The organism is Sphaerospermopsis sp. LEGE 00249, assembly GCF_014299995.1.
Taxonomy (GTDB): domain Bacteria; phylum Cyanobacteriota; class Cyanobacteriia; order Cyanobacteriales; family Nostocaceae; genus Sphaerospermopsis; species Sphaerospermopsis kisseleviana.
The window spans coordinates 41,189-58,931 of record NZ_JACJUZ010000026.1; the positions used below are offsets into that span (position 1 = coordinate 41,189).

The window sequence follows — 17,743 nt, forward strand, 5'->3', positions numbered from 1 at the left end:
CAGTAGTCAGATTTTTAATGCTTACAGAAAAATCACTATTTGATAATTAACAAATTTATCAAATATTCTGATATTCTGACTCCTGACCCCTAAGTTCTGAATTCTTACTTGTAATGAGAATTGACAGCTTTGTACATTTTTCTCGTTGTCAATTAGGTTGCTTGGCATAAATAATCAATAATTTAATTTGATGCTCTGCAACTTTTAATTACGAATTACGAATCACGAATTACAGATTATTCGTTACTGGGAGGAGCTACCGGAGCAGTGGATTTTTGCTGACGTTGATCGCGTTTTTTCCGATCCGCAGCCAGCATATCTGCCATTACTATCAGTGCTTGTGCCATCTTATCGAGATTAGAACGATATAGCTCTAAATCCTTGGTAATTTTATCTTCAGATAGGTGTAAACCTTGAGCGATCGCTTTTAGCGCCTCATGACGTTGCTGGTCATCTTTGACAAATTCAGCATCTGCCAATTCCAATAATGAAAATAAACCAATGGCAAACAAGCGGCTGTATTTAAAATGAGGATTTTGAGCAATAGCTTGTAGTTGTGTTTGTAAATCAGCATCTTGATGGAATTGAGTGGTTTGGCTCAACCAAGCAATTAAATCCTTAACTGGCAAACTATGTGCTACAGCTTGCAATCTAGCTGCATCTTGTCGATACCGTTGGGGATCTTGCTCTACAGCCTGAATCATGGCTTTAAAAATAGATGCTAAGTCCTGTTCCGGTTGATAGCCTTGCATGAAGCGGTCAAAAGTGGTGACAACCCCCAAGGCATAAATTGGATTGTAGCTAAAATCAACATTTACTGACAGCAGATGCATTTCCACCATCAACTCTTCCACTACCCGACGGTAAATAGTGTTGATGGGACGGGTATGAAGATTATAGAAAGTTCGCTTTGTATCAGAGACGGTACGGACGTTATTCACAAAGAAAATGTTAAGGGCGACGTATTTTTATTTTCTCGTTTAAAGGCTACTTTGCCAAGTTATGCAAGATATGAGGTTAACAGCTAGTTTCGCAAAAATTCTCTTTTTCCCCTTCTGACTCCTGACTCCTGACTCCTATTCGTTCTTGACCAAGTTCGGGAATAATCTTTCCAAAGCTTCTGCTTCAGTTTCAAAAATTTCAAAGACTGTATCCATCATTGTCACCTCAAAGACAAGTTTGGCCTCTGGATGGATATTGCAGATCAGGAAACTACCCTTCGCTTTATCAGCATCACGCATTCCCGCCACTAAAGAAGTAAGACCAGAACTATCAATAAAATTTACCTGTCCCAGATTGACAACTACATGACGACTGAGTTTAGAAATACACTCTTGTAACTTCAGGCGAAATTGCCAAGCTGTGGTGATGTCTAGACGCTCTGTTGGTTTCAAGACAATTACAGTATTACCGTCTAGGTTTGTATAGGTTTTTTGGTCTATATTCACTGTTGTCTCCGTGATATTGTCCTGAAAATAAACTACTTTTTCACTTTTTTATATAGACTTCATAAATTGGTGATTGTTTAAATTTCACCATCAACCGTATATTTTCCAGAATCCTCAATCAGCTAATTAAATCAAATATTACAGGATTCTCTCTGTTTGATCTTGAACATGAGCCGGCTATAACTACAAACTGAGAATTTTGACTCAATGCCTATATTGTACTAGTTTAACTAACTGCAACAGTGGTAAGTATCTGGATTCACTAAATTTCCCATTAATCTATTGAGGCTGGGTTTGGGGAATTTTCGGTTTCTTGGTGAATGGAAAGCAGAGTTCTCTAGAGATAAAAGTGTATCTTTCTCAGACAAAAGCGACTATTTGCCCCAATATCCTTTACTAAGACCAGATCACAAATATCTTCTTTCATCCTATTTCCTCAAACCAGCCCAAACCCTTGATTGTTCATCGACCAGCCCCAGTCCTGTCTCCTGGATCTAGATAAATGTGTGGAATTTTACTGTGTTACCAACACTTGTTACTGCTGATTTAGTTTCCAGTTTATCCAATCTTGTGGTTTCAGAAAAGTTTCATAAAGTTCAGCTTCGGGAGAATTGGGTTCTGGTTGGTAGCCATATTCCCAACGAACTAGAGGTGGTAGAGACATGAGAATTGATTCTGTGCGTCCATTGGTTTGCAGACCAAAAATTGTGCCTCGGTCATAAACCAAGTTAAATTCTACATATCTTCCCCGACGGTATAGCTGGAAATTCCGTTGGCGATCGCCATATTCCATGCCATTTCTTTTCTTGACAATTGGCACGTAAGCTGGTATAAAAGCTCCACCACAATCTTGCACCAAAGAAAATAACTGTTCCCAAGTGCGTGGAGGTAATGCTCCCACCTGATTACTATAATTTGCGGCTTCTCCTTTGGGATCAGGTCCGCGATAAATAGCACCTTGACCATCTTGGTAATCTAAAAACAGACCGCCAACACCTCTAGTTTCCCCCCGATGTTTGAGATAGAAATATTCATCACACCAACGTTTAAACACAGGGTAATATTCTGGGTGATGTTGATCGCAAGCTTGTTTCAAAGTTTGATGGAAATGAGCCGCATCTTCAGCAAAGGGGTAATAAGGTGTTAAATCCGCACCACCACCAAACCACCAAACTGGACCTGCTTCAAAATAACGGTAATTTAAATGGACTGTAGGTACATAAGGATTACGAGGGTGTAACACCAAAGAAGTACCAGTAGCATAGAATCCGTGTCCTGTTGCTTCTGGGCGCTGGGCTAAAATTGACGGGGGGAGATGGGAACCCCAAACTTCAGAAAAATTTACACCAGCTTGTTCAAAAATAGCGCCATCACGCAAGACACGCGATCGCCCACCACCCCCTTCTGGACGCTCCCAACTGTCTTCCATAAACTTACCAACACCATCCAGTGCTTCTAACTCGTTGGTGATTTCGTCTTGCAACTGTTTCATAAACTGACTAACTCTGGACTGAGCGTCAGGTGCTGGGAGAAATTTGGATGATTCTGTTGTGAGAGTGGGGGTTTGCGAGTTGGTCAACATAGATTCCCGAACCTAAAATTACAATTTTTGTGCAAGCTACAAATTTCCATTTTAAAAATTTCTTGACAATTAGAGCCAAAAACCTGGCGCAATTTGCCAAAACTGCTTTTTCTGATGAGTGGTCAAAACCAATAGATTATCTTGACCATGCCAATTTTAGATTTTGGATTTTGGATTTTGGAGGATTTTTTACTTCCAGCCCCGCCCCTTGTGGGCAGAACAAATCTAACACCGATACAAAAAAGCTAACTAATGCTAACAAAAGTTGGCTTTTATCTAAAATACTCGCTTCGCTAACGCAAATCTAAAATCCAAAATTGATTGACTAAAGCTATTTTCCATCAAATGCGTATAGGCTTGTAGATTCATTAAGTTTCTTTGCAATAATTATGGAGATATTTCTGTTATTAACACCAGAACCTAGAGAATTAGTCCACAAAGCAGCCGATTTTCTGTATGGTATCTGTAGTGAGTAGATAGCTTGACTCAAATTTTCCCAGATGCCAGAGTCACCAGACAGATTGTAGCCAGGAGGATTAGGACAGTGCAAGGTTGGTTATCCAAATTCATCCACCGCAAACGTCGTCGATTTTGTGCTTCTCTGGTGCGGACTTATCGAGAGATCAGTTCTGCTTCTGTAGATGAACTTTGGTTAAAGGTGGCTGACTTAACAGATGTTTCCTGGCATCCACTACTCAAAAGCACTAACGTACCATTAGGATTAGTACCCAAACCCGGATTAATTTTCCTAGCGGTAACACGCTTTTGGCCAGTTCCCATTCAGATTTTTGTAGAACGGGTAAATCCTAAACAGATGTTAAGTATCCGCGTTTTGGCAATTCCTGGGATTGAGGAACGGATCACATACCAAGTAGAGTCAACGGTTTGTGGCAGTTATTTGTCTTATTCTGTAACACTACGTGGCTGGTTATCACCTCTAATTTGGTCTTTGTCCCGTCCCTATGTAGATCGAGTAGCACGGTCTTTAGTAGAATCTGTAGAAAAAGCAGCACTGCAAGCAGTTTCCGGCAAGAAAAAATCTCTCGATGACAGTTGTTTTGATTTTTAAGTGACTGGGGACTGGGGAAGAAGCAGGGGAGCAGGGAGCAGGGAGAAATTATTTATATTGTCAATCACTAATCACCAGTCACCAATCACTAATGCCCCAAGAAAGTTAAGATTCAAGTAGGAGAACATGAAAATTTTTTAAGCTTTATTAAGGCGGCAACGGTACAAACGCTATGTATGATGTCCTCAATTCCCAGTCAGTCCTAGAAGTGTTGCGACCAGTGGAAGATCCAGAACTTCGCAAAAGTCTGGTAGAACTGAATATGATTCGCAACGTCAAAATTGACGGTGGCAAGGTTAGCTTTACTTTGGTGTTGACTACTCCCGCCTGTCCTTTGCGAGAATTTATTGTCGAAGATTGTAAAAAAGCTGTGCAAAAACTGCCTGGTGTAACAGATATCAGCGTAGAAGTAACAGCAGAAACACCCCAACAAAAAAGCCTACCGGATCGCACTGGCGTGGCTGGGGTGAAAAATATTATTGCGGTTTCTAGCGGTAAAGGTGGTGTTGGTAAAAGCACAGTTGCCGTAAATGTGGCAGTTGCTTTGGCACAAACAGGGGCGAAAGTTGGTTTGCTAGATGCTGATATTTACGGACCCAATGATCCCACCATGTTGGGTTTGGCTGATGCAGAAATTACTGTGCGCTCCACAGAAACTGGGGAAATTCTCGAACCTGCATTTAATCATGGAGTCAAATTAGTATCAATGGGCTTTTTAATTGACCGCGATCAACCAGTTATTTGGCGTGGTCCAATGCTCAATGGCGTAATTCGTCAATTTTTGTATCAGGTGCAATGGGGAGAAATTGATTATTTAATTGTCGATATGCCTCCGGGAACTGGAGATGCTCAGTTAACTTTAACCCAAGCAGTACCAATGGCAGGAGCAGTAATTGTGACTACACCTCAAAATGTCGCATTACTGGATTCTCGCAAAGGTTTGCGGATGTTCCAGCAAATGAATGTACCAGTATTAGGGATTGTGGAGAATATGAGTTATTTTATTCCTCCCGATCAACCAGATAAACAATATGACATTTTTGGATCTGGTGGAGGTTCAAAAACTGCCGCAGAATTAGATGTACCACTTTTGGGCTGTGTTCCTTTGGAAATTTCTACCAGAGTTGGTGGAGATAGTGGTATACCCATAGTGGTTTCTGATCCAGATTCAGCTTCTGCTAAAGCTTTAAAAGCGATCGCTCTAGCTATCGCAGGTAAGGTATCAGTTGCTGCTCTGACATAAGCAAGAAGGCAGGAGGCAGGATAGAGTTTTTTTCTTCCCAGTCCCCAGTCCCCAGTCCCCAGTCCCCAGTCCCCATTTAACAAGTCGCTCTTCGCACAATGTTGTTAAAACGTTCGCTCCCTAAAGTCCGCTGGCAATATTGGATTAAGCCTTGGCAGCAGGTAGATTGGCTATTATTTTGCCTAGCTGTTGCTGTCAGTATGTTTGGTGGACTTATGATCCTCAGTACAGAACTGAATAAGCCAGTAACTGACTGGTGGTGGCACTGGCTGATGACTGGTATTGGATCAATCATTGCTCTGTTTTTGGCTCGTTGTCGCTACGAAAACTTAATGCAGTGGCATTGGCTCACTTATGCTCTGACTAACTTTAGTCTGATTTTGGTGATGGTGGTTGGTACAACTGCCAAAGGCGCACAGCGATGGATTAGTATTGGTGGCTTTCATGTGCAACCATCAGAATTTGCTAAAGTTGGTCTAATTATTAGCTTGGCTGCTTTGCTACATAAACGTAGAGATCCTACATTTGATAGTGTTTTGCGTTCCCTGGCGATCGCTGCTGTTCCTTGGGGATTAGTATTTGTACAGCCAGATTTGGATACATCACTGGTTTTTGGGTCAATAGTTTTAGGAATGCTCTATTGGGCAAATGCTAATCCTGGTTGGTTAATTTTGCTGGTTTCGCCTGTATTCTCAGCAATTTTATTCAGCATACCTTGGCCTTTGTCCAACTCAATAGTTCTCTTTGAAAATATTTCTCTTACTCCTTTGGGTTTAGCCTGGGCAGGAGCTATGGGAATTGTGGGTTGGCAAACTTTACCTTGGCGTAAATTTGGCCTTAGTGGTATTGGTACATTATGTCTCAATATGCTCGGTGGTGGACTAGGTGTTTTTGCCTGGAATCATCTATTAAAAGAGTATCAAAAAGATAGACTGACTGTATTTATTAATCCTGAACTTGACCCCCTTGGTGCTGGTTATCACCTAATTCAATCTCGAATAGCCATTGGTTCTGGGGAAATCTGGGGATGGGGTTTGTTCAAAGGCCCAATGACACAACTAAATTTTGTCCCTGAACAGCATACTGACTTTATTTTCTCTGCTGTGGGTGAAGAATTTGGTTTTGTGGGTTGTTTAATTTTACTTTTCGCTTTCTGCTTAATTTGTTACCGACTATTACACGTAGCTCAAACCGCCAAAGATAACTTTGGTTCTTTGTTAGCTATTGGTTTTTTGTTAATGATTGTGTTTCAGTTAATTATTAATGTAGGTATGACCATTGGTTTAGTTCCTGTTGCCGGTATTACCCTACCTTGGATGAGCTATGGACGTTCTGCCATTCTGGCAAACTTTATTGCCTTGGGAATTGTGGAATCTGTAGCTAATTTCCGACAACGGCAAAAATATTATTAAATGGGACTGGGGACTGGGGACTGGTGACTGGGGACTGGTGACTGGGGACTGGTGACTGGGTAATCAATTTGATTTTCCCAATCACCAATCACCAATTACCAATTACCAATCACCAATCACCAATCACCATCAACTAATATTAAGCTAGTAAAAGAGAACAAATTGAGGGTAAAAATATGATTCTGCCTGGAGCCACTGTTCGCGTCAAAAATCCCGCAGATACATACTATCGGTATGAAGGACTTGTGCAACGAGTAAGTGATGGTAAAGTAGCTGTACTGTTTGAAGGTGGTAACTGGGACAAAATTATTACCTTCCGCTTGCCAGAATTAGAACTCGTAGAAACTACTGCCAAGAAAAAAGGAAAATAATTCTTTCGTCATTAGTCATCATTAGTCAGTTGTCATTTGTCCACAGTTGATAAAGGACAGATGATAACTGATAACTGTTAACTGATAACTGATTGTCATGCGTCTACCCTTACCACAGTTTGCGACAGGCGATCGCCATCCTCACCACATTGCGGAGGTGATCGAAACCACAACTACCGAATTTTTGGCGCAATGTCTAGAACCAGAAGACTTGAGTTTTCCAGTTATGCCACCTTTTGGTAGTTGGGTTTGTGCTGTAGATGAAGAATCTGGGAATCAAATCTATGCTGTGGTATATCATGCCACAACTATGCCCATAGATTCTGTACACCGGGCTAGGGCGTTGGGTTTGTCTTTGCAAACTTTGCGAGAAGAACAACCCCAGATATTTGCTATGCTCAGAACAGAATTTCGGGCGGCAATTGTTGGATTTGAGCAGCAGTCACAAAATCTCAGTAACCAAGGAGTGTATCAGTATCTGCCACCACGTCCGCCCCAAATACATCAAGCAGTTTATCGGTGTCAACCAGAAGCGATCGTCAGGTTCACAGAAAAATTAGATTTTTTAAGGACGTTACTTTTGATTAATGGTGCGCCAGTAGAATCTTTAGCTGCATCTGCTATTCGTGAAGTTTACCAATTACGCAAAGCTGACAGAGAATGGCTAATTAAAGCTGGTCGCCATCTTAGTGTACTATTAAAAGACGATTATGATCGACTACGCTTTATTTTGAGCCAAATTCACCCATAGGGAATAGGGAATAGGTAGCGAGCAGGGAGCGACAAAACTTCAACATTTAACATTCAACATTCAGTATTCAGTGTATGACTCCTGAGTCCTGGAAATTTTTGAACTCCTAATAGCTGATAACTGACAACTGATAACTGATAAATGTTTTTTATGATGCCACTTGTGTCACAAGTTCTGACGTTAGATCCAACCTTTCAAGTTCTAAGACCAGAACCTATTGTTCCCTTGGCTATTTTACTGTTAGTTATTTTTGTTATACCTATCCTCTTTGAGCGACTAAGATTGCCAGCATTAGTAGGTTTGGTTGGCTCTGGAGTGGTACTAGGTCCATCAGGTTGGCGCTTATTTGAACCTGAATTGCCAATGATGAGCTTGCTATCAGACATTGGGTTAGTTTACTTGATGTTTATCACCGGATTGGAATTTAATATCCCACTTTTCCGTCAACAGCAAAGTCGTTCCTTCATATTTGGTGCTTTTAGTTTCCTTTTACCCCTGATGCTAGGAACATTAGGAGGACGATTTTTGGACTTTAGTTGGCATAGTTCTATACTAATAGGCTGCTTCCTGTCTTCTCACTCTCTTTTGGCATATCCAATTATCAATCGTTTGGGATTGACAAATAATCAGGCTGTGACTATGACAATGGGAGCCACAATTTTTAAAGATATCGGCACACTGCTAATCTTAACTGTTTCTATAGCCTGCTTTCATAGTGGGGCATTCAGCTTTTCTCAACTAATCACTATATTAGGCTGGGTAATAATATACTTGATGATAGTGTTAGTCGGTTTTGATTGGGCGAGCCAAGAATTTTTCCGCCGTTCTGGGGATGAGGAGGGTAACAAGTTTTTGTGTGTGTTGATGTCTGTATTTTTGGCAGTTGTCGTTGCACAACTGATGGGTTTAAACAAAATTGTGGGCTTTTTCCTGGCAGGTTTAGCCGTTAATGAAGCTATAGGCGAAGGACCAGTTAAAGAAAAATTAATATTTATCGGCAGTGTTTTATTTATTCCTATTTTCTTTATTGACTTAGGTTTAAGGATTGATTTACCTAGCTTCTTTGGTGGGTACAGCACAATCAAGTTATTACTATTAATTTTAGTGGGTTTGATTGTTGGCAAATTTATGGCATCTGTGTTGGCAAAGTTGGTTTACCGCTATAGTTGGCAGGAAACACTAACTATTTGGTCACTATCTCTTCCCTTGGCAGGTACAACATTAGCGGTGGCTGTAGGGGGATACAGGTCTGGTGTACTGTCAGGAGAGGTATTCAACACTGCCATTATCTTGGTGCTGATTACAGCGACTTTGGGACCTTGGCTGACAAGTCTCATGGCTGCTGGATGTGCTGTGAATTTGACCTGTGCATCAGTGACAGAAGCACCAATAATTACTTTGTCTCAGCAGCAATTACAATCATCTCAGGGTAATTTTACTATCATCGTACCTATCCAAAATCCCCAAACGCAAAAGTATTTGATGGAAATGGCGGCCTTATTAGCCTGTCAATCCCAGGGTAAAGTTTTACCATTAGCGATCGCTCATGCTACATCTCAAATGGATGCACCCCAGTTAGATACCGCTTGGCAGCACAGTGAAAAGTTATTGGCTAAAGCCATTGCACAAAGTCAGTTATTAGGCGCACCAGCAGAACCATTACTGAGAATTGATGATGCTTTCGCTCCTGGAATATGCAGGACTGCTCGTGAACAAAAAGCGAATTTGATTATTATAGGTTGGGGTAAACGTACTGGTTTGCGGGCGCGTTTATTAGGGAATGTCATTGATAATGTGCTTTGGGCTTCCCATTGTCCAGTGGCTGTGGCACGTCTGGTAGAATCACCAAAAAAAATTCAGCGTATTTTAGTGCCGATAGAAAATTTAACCACGCCAGCACTTACACCTGTACAATTTGCTCAAACCTTGGCAGATGCTAATCAAAGCCAGATTACTCTTCTCAATGTTTGCGATCGCCGCACCAGTGCTAGTCAAATTTCTGCCAGAAGAGAGCATTTATCCCAATGGGTATCTAATTTAGCTGTACTAAATCCACCAGAAATTCAAATTTTCACTCATGAAAATCCTGCTCAAGCTATTTTACAGGCTGCAAGATTGTATGATTTAGTTGTATTGCCTTTTATCCGTAATCGTACTATCCCTGGAGGGTTAGCTATGAGTGATGTTACCAGCGAATTAGCTAGGCAACTTACCTGCTCCATGATCATTCTGGGAGAACCACAACGCCATCATACACTTGCTTTTTCAAATATTAACCACAATAAAATAGCGGTTTTACAAAAATACTAACCACAATTCTGCTATATAAAACCTAGACAAAACTAGACTTTACTTTCTACTTCAACGGGAGCATGGGAGCAGTTATCCCTCAGTAGACTTTCACGCCTTAGCCAGACGCGATTGTGTTCCAATTAAGTTTCTGAAAAAGACTACCACCATCATTGCTTGGTTTTCGCGTCGGCAATAGTCTCAATTCAATACTTGATATCACCGTATTATATATCAAGTAGTTGATTTTTTCCTAAAAATATATTGATTTTTGTCAATACAAGTATAGTTTTGTCTATGAAATTGTCAACTTAGGACTTGCTCATTATTTAATTCATCATCACTGGCGACACTTCTTGTAAAAAAACTTGACATTTTTTAGATTATGTTGAAGATTTGATGAAAAATAACAGAAAATTCCACCGGGATTTAACTGAAGATAAAAGAAGATCAATAATAATTTTGTAAAGGCTCTGTAGGAAAATTACTTAATCTAGTGGGAGTTATCTTACTTAATTATGTATTAATATACTGAAGCCGGGTAATCTAAAAATAAGGATAATACCCCTGGAAATATCTAGAAAATAATTGGGAAACTATGAGAATTTTAGTGACTGGCGGTGCTGGGTTTATTGGTTCTCATCTGATAGACCGACTAATGGCTGATGGACATGAAGTTATATGTTTGGATAACTTCTATACGGGAAATAAACGCAATCTCCTCAAATGGTTCAATAACCCTTATTTTGAGATGATCCGTCATGATATTACTGAGCCAATTCGCTTAGAAGTGGATCAAGTCTATCATTTGGCTTGTCCTGCTTCTCCGGTGCATTACCAGTACAACCCCATTAAAACCGTCAAAACTAATGTGATGGGAACCCTGAATATGTTGGGGTTAGCTAAAAGGGTGAAAGCGAGATTTTTATTAGCTTCCACCAGTGAAGTTTACGGTGATCCAGAAATCCATCCCCAAACCGAAGATTATCGTGGTAGTGTTAATCCTATTGGTATCCGCTCATGCTATGACGAAGGTAAAAGAATTGCGGAAACTTTGACATTTGACTACTACCGAGAAAATAAAGTTGATATTCGTGTAGCCAGAATATTTAACACCTATGGACCACGGATGTTAGAAAACGATGGTCGGGTAGTCAGTAACTTGGTTGTGCAAGCATTAAAGGGAGTTCCTTTAACCGTGTATGGTGAAGGTAAACAAACTCGCAGCTTTTGCTATGTATCTGATCTAGTTGAAGGTCTAATGAGGCTGATGAATGGTGATTACATCGGACCTGTAAATCTGGGTAATCCTGATGAATACACTATTTTAGAACTGGCACAGACAGTACAAAATATGGTTAACCCAGATGCAGAAATTAAGTTTGAACCCCTACCTTCCGATGATCCTCGTCGTCGTCGTCCCGATATTACCAAGGCAAAAACTTTATTAAATTGGGAACCTACCATTCCTTTACAAGAAGGGTTAAAACTAACAGTAGAAGATTTCCGTCAACGTATCAAAACTAATAATTAGTCTATAGTCAGTTCTCATTAGTCATTTGTTAACCAACAACTCATGACTAATAACCAATGACTGATAATAAAAAAACGAGGAGTTTAAAAAATGCGTGTTTGTGTAATCGGGACTGGTTATGTGGGTTTAGTCACAGGAGTTTGTTTAGCTTATATTGGTCATGATGTCATCTGCATAGATAACAACGAAGAGAAACTAAAGTTAATGAAATCTGGGCAGTCGCCAATTTTCGAGCCTGGACTTTCGGAAATTATGCAAGCTGCTATTAATAGTGGAAATATTCAATTTTCGTCGGATATGGCTGGGGGAGTTGCCCACGGAGAAATTCTGTTTATTGCTGTGGGAACTCCGCCATTACCTAATGGTGAAAGTGATACCCGTTATGTGGAAGCTGTAGCGCGTGGGATTGGAGCTAATCTCAATGGCGGTTATAAGGTAATTGTGAATAAATCTACAGTACCCATCGGTTCTGGTGACTGGGTACGGATGATTGTTTTAGATGGTATTGTTGAACGTCAGAAGTCATTGGTGGCGGTAGGTGGTTCATCTGCTGAGGAAAAACCACCGGAAATTTCCGCTCACTTTGATGTTGTGAGTAATCCAGAGTTTTTGCGGGAAGGTTCAGCAGTTTACGACACCTTTAACCCGGATCGGATTGTTTTAGGGGGGAACAGTCAACAGGCGATCGCCATGATGAAGGAACTTTATGCTCCCATTGTAGAACGCAAGTTTGCTGTTGATCAGTCTTTACCGCCTGTACCAGTGCTGGTGACCGACTTGAGTTCAGCAGAGATGATCAAATATGCTGCCAATGCCTTTTTGGCAACTAAGATTAGTTTTATTAATGAAGTGGCAAATATTTGCGATCGCGTTGGTGCTGATGTTACCCAAGTAGCAAAAGGTATTGGTTTAGATTCCCGAATTGGTAACAAGTTCTTGCAAGCGGGCATAGGTTGGGGTGGTTCTTGCTTCCCCAAAGATGTATCAGCACTAATTCACACTGCTGATGATTATGGATATGAAGCCCAGTTACTCAAAGCTGCTGTGAGTGTGAATGAACGTCAGCGTTTGATTGCTTTGGAAAAATTACAACAAGCTTTAAAAATCCTCAAAGGTAAAACTGTGGGACTACTCGGTTTAACCTTCAAACCCGATACAGACGATTTACGGGATGCTCCTGCACTCAACTTGATTGAGCAACTCAATCGATTGGGAGCTAAAGTCAAAGCTTATGACCCGATTATTTCCCAAACAGGTATGCGTCATGGTCTTTCAGGAGTATTGGTAGAGACTGACGCAGAAAGATTAGCTGATGGCTGTGATGCTTTGGTACTCGTTACCGAATGGCAACAGTTCAGCACTTTGGACTATGCAAAAATGGCAAAATTAATGAACCACGCCGTTATGATTGATGGTCGTAACTTCTTGGACCCGGAAACGATGGTAAGAGCGGGTTTTCAATATGTAGGTGTTGGTAGATAAACGGTGATTGGTGATTGGTGATTGGTGATTGGGGAGATGGGGAGATGACTGTCACCTAGCTTTCACAGATAACTTTTTCAGCAAACCCTAAATAAACCACATTTTGATTTAGGTTTCGCGTCAACAATGTAGGGGCGTTCGCAAAGCGTGCTGGAAGCATCAGCATTCGGATGATAGTCTTAGGTAAAAACCGATAATTAATTGTCCGAATGCTTCGCCCTTACTGTGGTCTAAAGACATGAAAACTGCTGTAATAACCCAATCAACTATCACCTCTCCCCCAATCCCCATTAACCACTTTTAGGAATTCGTTCTATTTCTGCATATCCACTAAAAATCAATCTTTGACCTTCGGTTTCTAAACGATTAAGTCGCATTTTTACACCATCCAGGTCAAAACGGTCTAAATCGACCATATTATCTAAAATTTCCACCAGTGCCATGCTTAAAGTTTGGGAGGTTTCCCGTTGTGCTTCTGGTACTTGTTCTAGTTCAATTTTTGGATCTTTAAAAGAAACTCGTCGCCGTCTTTCAATAGCTATACCTAATGTCATACTTAGGGGTATGACTTCACCGTTATTTAAGTCAGCTTTAGCTAGAAGATGTAAGCGATTTCCCGGTAATAACTGTATTTGAACGTCGGTAAAGGAAACTGGTTCACCACCTGAAATTGCTGTTAAAGCTGATTCAGAAAGGTTGAGAAGTCGCTTTTTCACCAATTCTGCTTGGAAAGCTTGATTAATACCTGCTTCTGATAATATTACTTGGGCTACTGCTTGGGTGGGTTGTTTAAGGTTGAGTTTGCCGCTCAAAACCGAACTAAAGTCAATGGCAACCGCATCGGTTTCAAAAGACATTTCTTCAACAGCGAAGTCTCTCCGAATTACTAGGCCACGACCGCTCATTTTAAAGCTATCAATGCTGCCTTGCAACAGTTTGCTGGAGGGATAGCAGCGCACAAAGACTTCTACTGACTCGCTCTGGGTAAACAGGTGGCGAATCGTTTGGCTGGCGACTGTGTTGAGCATTCGCTCTCCCCAATCTGTGCCTTTGGGATCTGTTAAACCAGTAAGTCCGCCTAACATTAGGTTTTGGGTCTCTAGAAGTTCTTTGTACTTTTGTAACAAATTGTGAACAATTCTGCAAGCGATCCCCAGATTTTTTGTTCTAATAGGTTTGAGCAGGATAACTGATGCTTTGCTTTACCGGGAATTTGAGATTTGAGATTTGAGATTTTAGATGAAAAAATTTGGTATGGGAAAAATCGTAACCCCCAAATCCAAAATTTTTGAGCTTCTACACTTGAGAGGGCTATTTTGCTGTAAGGGCGAAGCATTCGGGCGATAAATTATCAATTTTTATCACAGGTTATTTTCCGAATGCTTCGCCCCTACTTCGCACGTACAGGAGTCAGGAATCAGGAGTCAGGAGGAGAATTAAAGACATTTTTTCATTTCTGTCCGCCCAGAAAAGTGCAAGGTTTTTCAGACTCAAGACGCTATAACGAAAGCACCTACCGTCTTTTTTATGAGCCTCAAACTCTTTATTCATCAAGGTTTTGAGTTTATTCAGCAACCCCTAAAAAGTTTTGAATGGTGATATTAGACACTTGTATTTGCCCCTATTATGTTATTGCGATTATAAACGGAGGTATATTGTATTTGTGTAATGACAAGACTTGGCGGGCAATTTATAAAAAAGTTACAAATAAGATTAACTGGCCTATGGCTAACGCCACGCTGCGCTATCGGGCGAGGCAGAAGGCAGAGGGCAGGAGGCGGAAGGAAAAAATTTGAATTAAGAATAAAGCCTTTTTGACTCGCCCATTTGGGTTTAAGTCCCCCGCCATAATCTGGTGATTTGGTGAGCCAGCACTGCCAGAAGGTTTCCTTCTGTAGGTGACTGGCGAACCCGCAAGGGCGGTCTACGATTAGAGGTGGGTTTAAATCCCCCACTAAGAAAGCCTCCTGCCTCCTTTAAGATTTTCTAGCTTCTATACCAGTATTATAGTAGTAGTCACTGTAATAATTATGAAGCTGATGATTTTCACCGTTAGCAACCACACCTAAGACATTGATAGGAAAGAGTTTCAGACTGTCCTGAAGTTGCATCACTGCTGATTTGTCGGTTTTGTCCATTCTCACCACCAGCAGCGTACCATCCGTTTGTGGAGCTATCAGTCTGGCATCAACTATTTTCAGCATGGGAGGAGCATCATAAATCACTAAATCAAAATTTTCGTGCAAATATTCCATCACTTGCTTCATTTTATCTGATGAAAGCAATCTTACAGGATCTGGTGGTTTATCGCCAGCGGTAATCACTGATAATAAACTCATATCAGGTAACTGTTGCATCACCTGCTCAACTGGGATATTTGATGTGAGGACATTGGTTAAACCAAATAAATTTTTTAATCCCGATATGCTGTGAATCTTAGGGCGGCGCAAATCACCATCCACCAGCAATACTCTTTTGCCCAAGGCTGCTGCTGTTTGAGCTAGATGGAATGCAACCGTAGTCTTTCCATCTCCAGGCATCGTGGAAGAAATAGTTAAAGATCTAATCGGTTGATCAGAATTGAGCAACTGAATATTAGAGTAAAGAACCTGTAAAGATTCCCAAAATAAACCTTGTCCATAATAGCCATAATAACTTTTCTTGCTTCTCTGGTAGAAAAGTTTAGACAACCAAGAATCAACTTGAGGAAATTTTCCTGATTCAGATTTGGAAGTGGAGCGATTATTGTAAGCAGATTGGTAATCTTTGATGCTTTTGTCTATGGGAAGAGTTCCCAATAAAGGTAGTTTGATTTTCTCCTTCAGGCTGTCGACATCATGAAAGGTATTGTCGAGTTTTTCCAGCAGGAAGGCAATACCCACACCTGCTGCTAAACTGCCAAATAATCCCAGAAGCAAATTTCGAGGGATATTTGGTAAAACAGGATCTTCCTTTTGAGTTGCTGCTTGTGTTAATTCCCAAGGTAGTTCTGTTTGTGCTACTTGAATTACAAGGTTTTCACGGGCTTCTAAAAACCGATTCAGGCTATCATTGGCTATTTGCAAGTTCCGCTGAATTTCGGTGTATTGTCTGGCTAAGGTGGGTAGTTGCTTAAATCTTTCCTTGGTTTGCTGCTCTACTCTGGCTAATTCCTGGCTTTGTACCTCTAGGTTCTGAAGCACACTGGTTGCTTCAGCTAATTTTAATCCTACATACCGCCTTTGTTCATCTTCTATCAGAGGCAAAAGATTTTGCCTTTTCTCTTCTAATACTTTTATAGACGGGCTATCTGGTTGAAACCGTACTAATTCTCCAGATAACTGGGCTTCTAATTGACGTAATTGAGTGATTAATTGACTATATATAGGGGCTGTATTTAATGTTGCTTGTTGTCCTTCTGGGGTTGATAAGCTAACATAAGTAGCTCTGGCTGCGGCTAAGTTTTGCTCAATTTTTAGTCTTTCTTCTGCTAATTTTTGCAGTTGTTCTGCCACATGATCGGACTGATGTTCTGGATCAATAAAATCATACCTTTGTCTGAATATTTGTAGTTGTTTCTGCAATTGACCTACCCTATTTCTGATGGCAGGTAGTTGTTTATCTACAAATTGCACTCCCTGAGTTAGTTTGGTTTTGCGTTTTTCTAAGCTGTATTTCAAATAGAAATCGGATAGTGTCTTTAATACTAAGTCAATTTTTTGAGGTTCTTGATGTCGATAGCTTATTTTTATAATTTTGGTTTTACCTAGACGACTAATCTTTAAATTTTCCATTAGTAAATCATAGGTGAGATCAGGATAGGAAGATTGTATCTTTGGCAGAACTTCTTTCATCAGTTCCTGGCTTATAAGCACCTCAATTTGGCTTTCGTAATCTAGGGTAGAGTTATTAATCAGACTAGACTCGGGCAGAGGTACTTGTCCTAATAAATTACTATCACTATTCACAGGCTCAACTAAAAGCTGAAAATTACCTTCATAAATATTTTCTGCTTTAAGTGTGAGGTAAATAACAGTAGACATCACTACAGAGACAACGCTGATGATAACCAATGCTCGTCTCTGGATAACAGAAAAAAAGTCTTTTAAGTCTATATCATCTTCCTCGGTTTCAAATGAGGGAAAATTCTGAGGAGGCAAGGTTTGAGGTGCAATAATGACTCTGCCATTTTCACTCAAGGTTGAGTTTATGCTAGAATTATGATTGTTCATGGATTGTTAGATCAAATGATTTTTTGGGTTAAGTATTTTTTTTTATTTTTGTAGCATTCTAAGCTTTTATTCAGCTAAATTTTATGGCTCTCCTAGACTAGATATGACCATTTAACACTTAATACTTGGTTAAATTCATTCTGTGTTTCATTATACAGCATTTTTCGTTATGATAAGGTAAAGATATTAATGATAAAACCCTTGTAGCACAGGCATACTTCGATTTACTTCGACACCGCCCTTCGACACCGCCCTTCGACACCGCCCTTCGACACCGCCCTTCGACACCGCCCTTCGACACCGCCCTTCGACACCGCCCTTCGACACCGCCCTTCGACACCGCCCTTCGAC

Annotated in this window: 15 protein-coding genes; 9 read left to right on the forward strand and 6 right to left on the reverse strand. The window is 40.6% G+C overall.

Annotated features, from left to right (window positions below; genetic code table 11):
- Window positions 1–236: 236 nt before the first annotated feature.
- The 3 genes from psb29 to hemF form a co-directional block, all read right to left on the reverse strand.
- A complete protein-coding gene (psb29, locus tag H5968_RS11220) occupies window positions 237–941 on the reverse strand; it encodes a photosystem II biogenesis protein Psp29 (RefSeq protein ID WP_187040017.1) in 705 nt (234 codons plus the stop codon).
- Between the two features lie 135 nt (window positions 942–1,076).
- Window positions 1,077–1,448 carry an STAS domain-containing protein gene (locus tag H5968_RS11225; protein ID WP_187040018.1) on the reverse strand — a complete coding sequence of 124 codons (372 nt, stop codon included), beginning with the start codon at window positions 1,446–1,448 and terminating at the stop codon, window positions 1,077–1,079.
- A gap of 535 nt (window positions 1,449–1,983) precedes the next feature.
- On the reverse strand, window positions 1,984–3,030 hold the full coding sequence (gene hemF, locus H5968_RS11230) for an oxygen-dependent coproporphyrinogen oxidase (protein WP_187040019.1): 1,047 nt from the start codon (window positions 3,028–3,030) through the stop codon (window positions 1,984–1,986).
- A 29-nt stretch (window positions 3,031–3,059) separates the two neighbouring features.
- Here hemF and H5968_RS11235 point away from each other — a divergent pair, with 29 nt between their 5' ends.
- The 9 genes from H5968_RS11235 (at window position 3,060) to H5968_RS11275 (ending at window position 13,181) form a co-directional block, all read left to right on the forward strand.
- Window positions 3,060–3,338, forward strand: coding sequence for a hypothetical protein (locus H5968_RS11235; protein ID WP_187040020.1), 279 nt, complete (start codon window positions 3,060–3,062; stop codon window positions 3,336–3,338).
- A gap of 236 nt (window positions 3,339–3,574) precedes the next feature.
- Window positions 3,575–4,099: a polyketide cyclase / dehydrase and lipid transport gene (locus H5968_RS11240; RefSeq protein WP_096569283.1), complete on the forward strand. Its 525-nt coding sequence runs from the start codon at window positions 3,575–3,577 to the stop codon at window positions 4,097–4,099.
- A 172-nt stretch (window positions 4,100–4,271) separates the two neighbouring features.
- Complete coding sequence (locus H5968_RS11245; protein WP_096569286.1) at window positions 4,272–5,342, forward strand: Mrp/NBP35 family ATP-binding protein; 1,071 nt, start codon at window positions 4,272–4,274, stop codon at window positions 5,340–5,342.
- A 98-nt stretch (window positions 5,343–5,440) separates the two neighbouring features.
- Entirely contained in the window at window positions 5,441–6,754 is a 1,314-nt protein-coding gene (gene rodA / locus H5968_RS11250) for a rod shape-determining protein RodA (protein ID WP_187040021.1), read from the forward strand.
- A 176-nt stretch (window positions 6,755–6,930) separates the two neighbouring features.
- Complete coding sequence (locus H5968_RS11255; protein ID WP_096569291.1) at window positions 6,931–7,125, forward strand: NAD(P)H dehydrogenase subunit NdhS; 195 nt, start codon at window positions 6,931–6,933, stop codon at window positions 7,123–7,125.
- 97 nt (window positions 7,126–7,222) lie between these two features.
- Window positions 7,223–7,876, forward strand: coding sequence for an HAS-barrel domain-containing protein (locus tag H5968_RS11260; protein ID WP_096569294.1), 654 nt, complete (start codon window positions 7,223–7,225; stop codon window positions 7,874–7,876).
- A 153-nt stretch (window positions 7,877–8,029) separates the two neighbouring features.
- A complete protein-coding gene (locus H5968_RS11265; protein ID WP_187040029.1) occupies window positions 8,030–10,186 on the forward strand; it encodes a cation:proton antiporter in 2,157 nt (718 codons plus the stop codon).
- A gap of 577 nt (window positions 10,187–10,763) precedes the next feature.
- The gene (locus H5968_RS11270; protein WP_187040022.1) at window positions 10,764–11,699 is read left to right on the forward strand and encodes a UDP-glucuronic acid decarboxylase family protein; all 936 of its coding nucleotides are present in this window, start codon (window positions 10,764–10,766) and stop codon (window positions 11,697–11,699) included.
- Window positions 11,700–11,789: 90 nt separating this feature from the next.
- Window positions 11,790–13,181, forward strand: a complete 1,392-nt coding sequence (locus tag H5968_RS11275; protein WP_187040023.1) for a UDP-glucose/GDP-mannose dehydrogenase family protein — start codon at window positions 11,790–11,792, stop codon at window positions 13,179–13,181.
- A gap of 290 nt (window positions 13,182–13,471) precedes the next feature.
- Here H5968_RS11275 and H5968_RS11280 read toward each other — a convergent pair whose 3' ends face one another.
- The 3 genes from H5968_RS11280 to H5968_RS25110 all read right to left on the reverse strand — a co-directional run.
- Window positions 13,472–14,266, reverse strand: coding sequence for a DUF2993 domain-containing protein (locus tag H5968_RS11280; protein ID WP_187040024.1), 795 nt, complete (start codon window positions 14,264–14,266; stop codon window positions 13,472–13,474).
- A gap of 891 nt (window positions 14,267–15,157) precedes the next feature.
- On the reverse strand, window positions 15,158–17,392 hold the full coding sequence (locus H5968_RS11285; RefSeq protein ID WP_187040025.1) for a polysaccharide biosynthesis tyrosine autokinase: 2,235 nt from the start codon (window positions 17,390–17,392) through the stop codon (window positions 15,158–15,160).
- Between the two features lie 118 nt (window positions 17,393–17,510).
- On the reverse strand, window positions 17,511–17,743 hold a 233-nt coding region (locus H5968_RS25110), incomplete at its 5' end, for a hypothetical protein (RefSeq protein ID WP_222620647.1).

Excerpts from the sequence above, each read along its gene's own strand:
- H5968_RS11285 (WP_187040025.1), bottom strand. The coding sequence starts at position 17,392 with ATGAACAATCATAATTCTAGCATAAACTCAACCTTGAGTGAAAATGGC.
- H5968_RS11245 (WP_096569286.1), top strand. The coding sequence starts at position 4,272 with ATGTATGATGTCCTCAATTCCCAGTCAGTCCTAGAAGTGTTGCGACCA.
- H5968_RS11260 (WP_096569294.1), top strand. The coding sequence starts at position 7,223 with ATGCGTCTACCCTTACCACAGTTTGCGACAGGCGATCGCCATCCTCAC.
- H5968_RS11275 (WP_187040023.1), top strand. The coding sequence starts at position 11,790 with ATGCGTGTTTGTGTAATCGGGACTGGTTATGTGGGTTTAGTCACAGGA.
- H5968_RS11265 (WP_187040029.1), top strand. The coding sequence starts at position 8,030 with ATGCCACTTGTGTCACAAGTTCTGACGTTAGATCCAACCTTTCAAGTT.
- hemF (WP_187040019.1), bottom strand. The coding sequence starts at position 3,030 with ATGTTGACCAACTCGCAAACCCCCACTCTCACAACAGAATCATCCAAA.
- rodA (WP_187040021.1), top strand. The coding sequence starts at position 5,441 with ATGTTGTTAAAACGTTCGCTCCCTAAAGTCCGCTGGCAATATTGGATT.
- H5968_RS11270 (WP_187040022.1), top strand. The coding sequence starts at position 10,764 with ATGAGAATTTTAGTGACTGGCGGTGCTGGGTTTATTGGTTCTCATCTG.
- H5968_RS11280 (WP_187040024.1), bottom strand. The coding sequence starts at position 14,266 with ATGTTAGGCGGACTTACTGGTTTAACAGATCCCAAAGGCACAGATTGG.
- H5968_RS11255 (WP_096569291.1), top strand. The coding sequence starts at position 6,931 with ATGATTCTGCCTGGAGCCACTGTTCGCGTCAAAAATCCCGCAGATACA.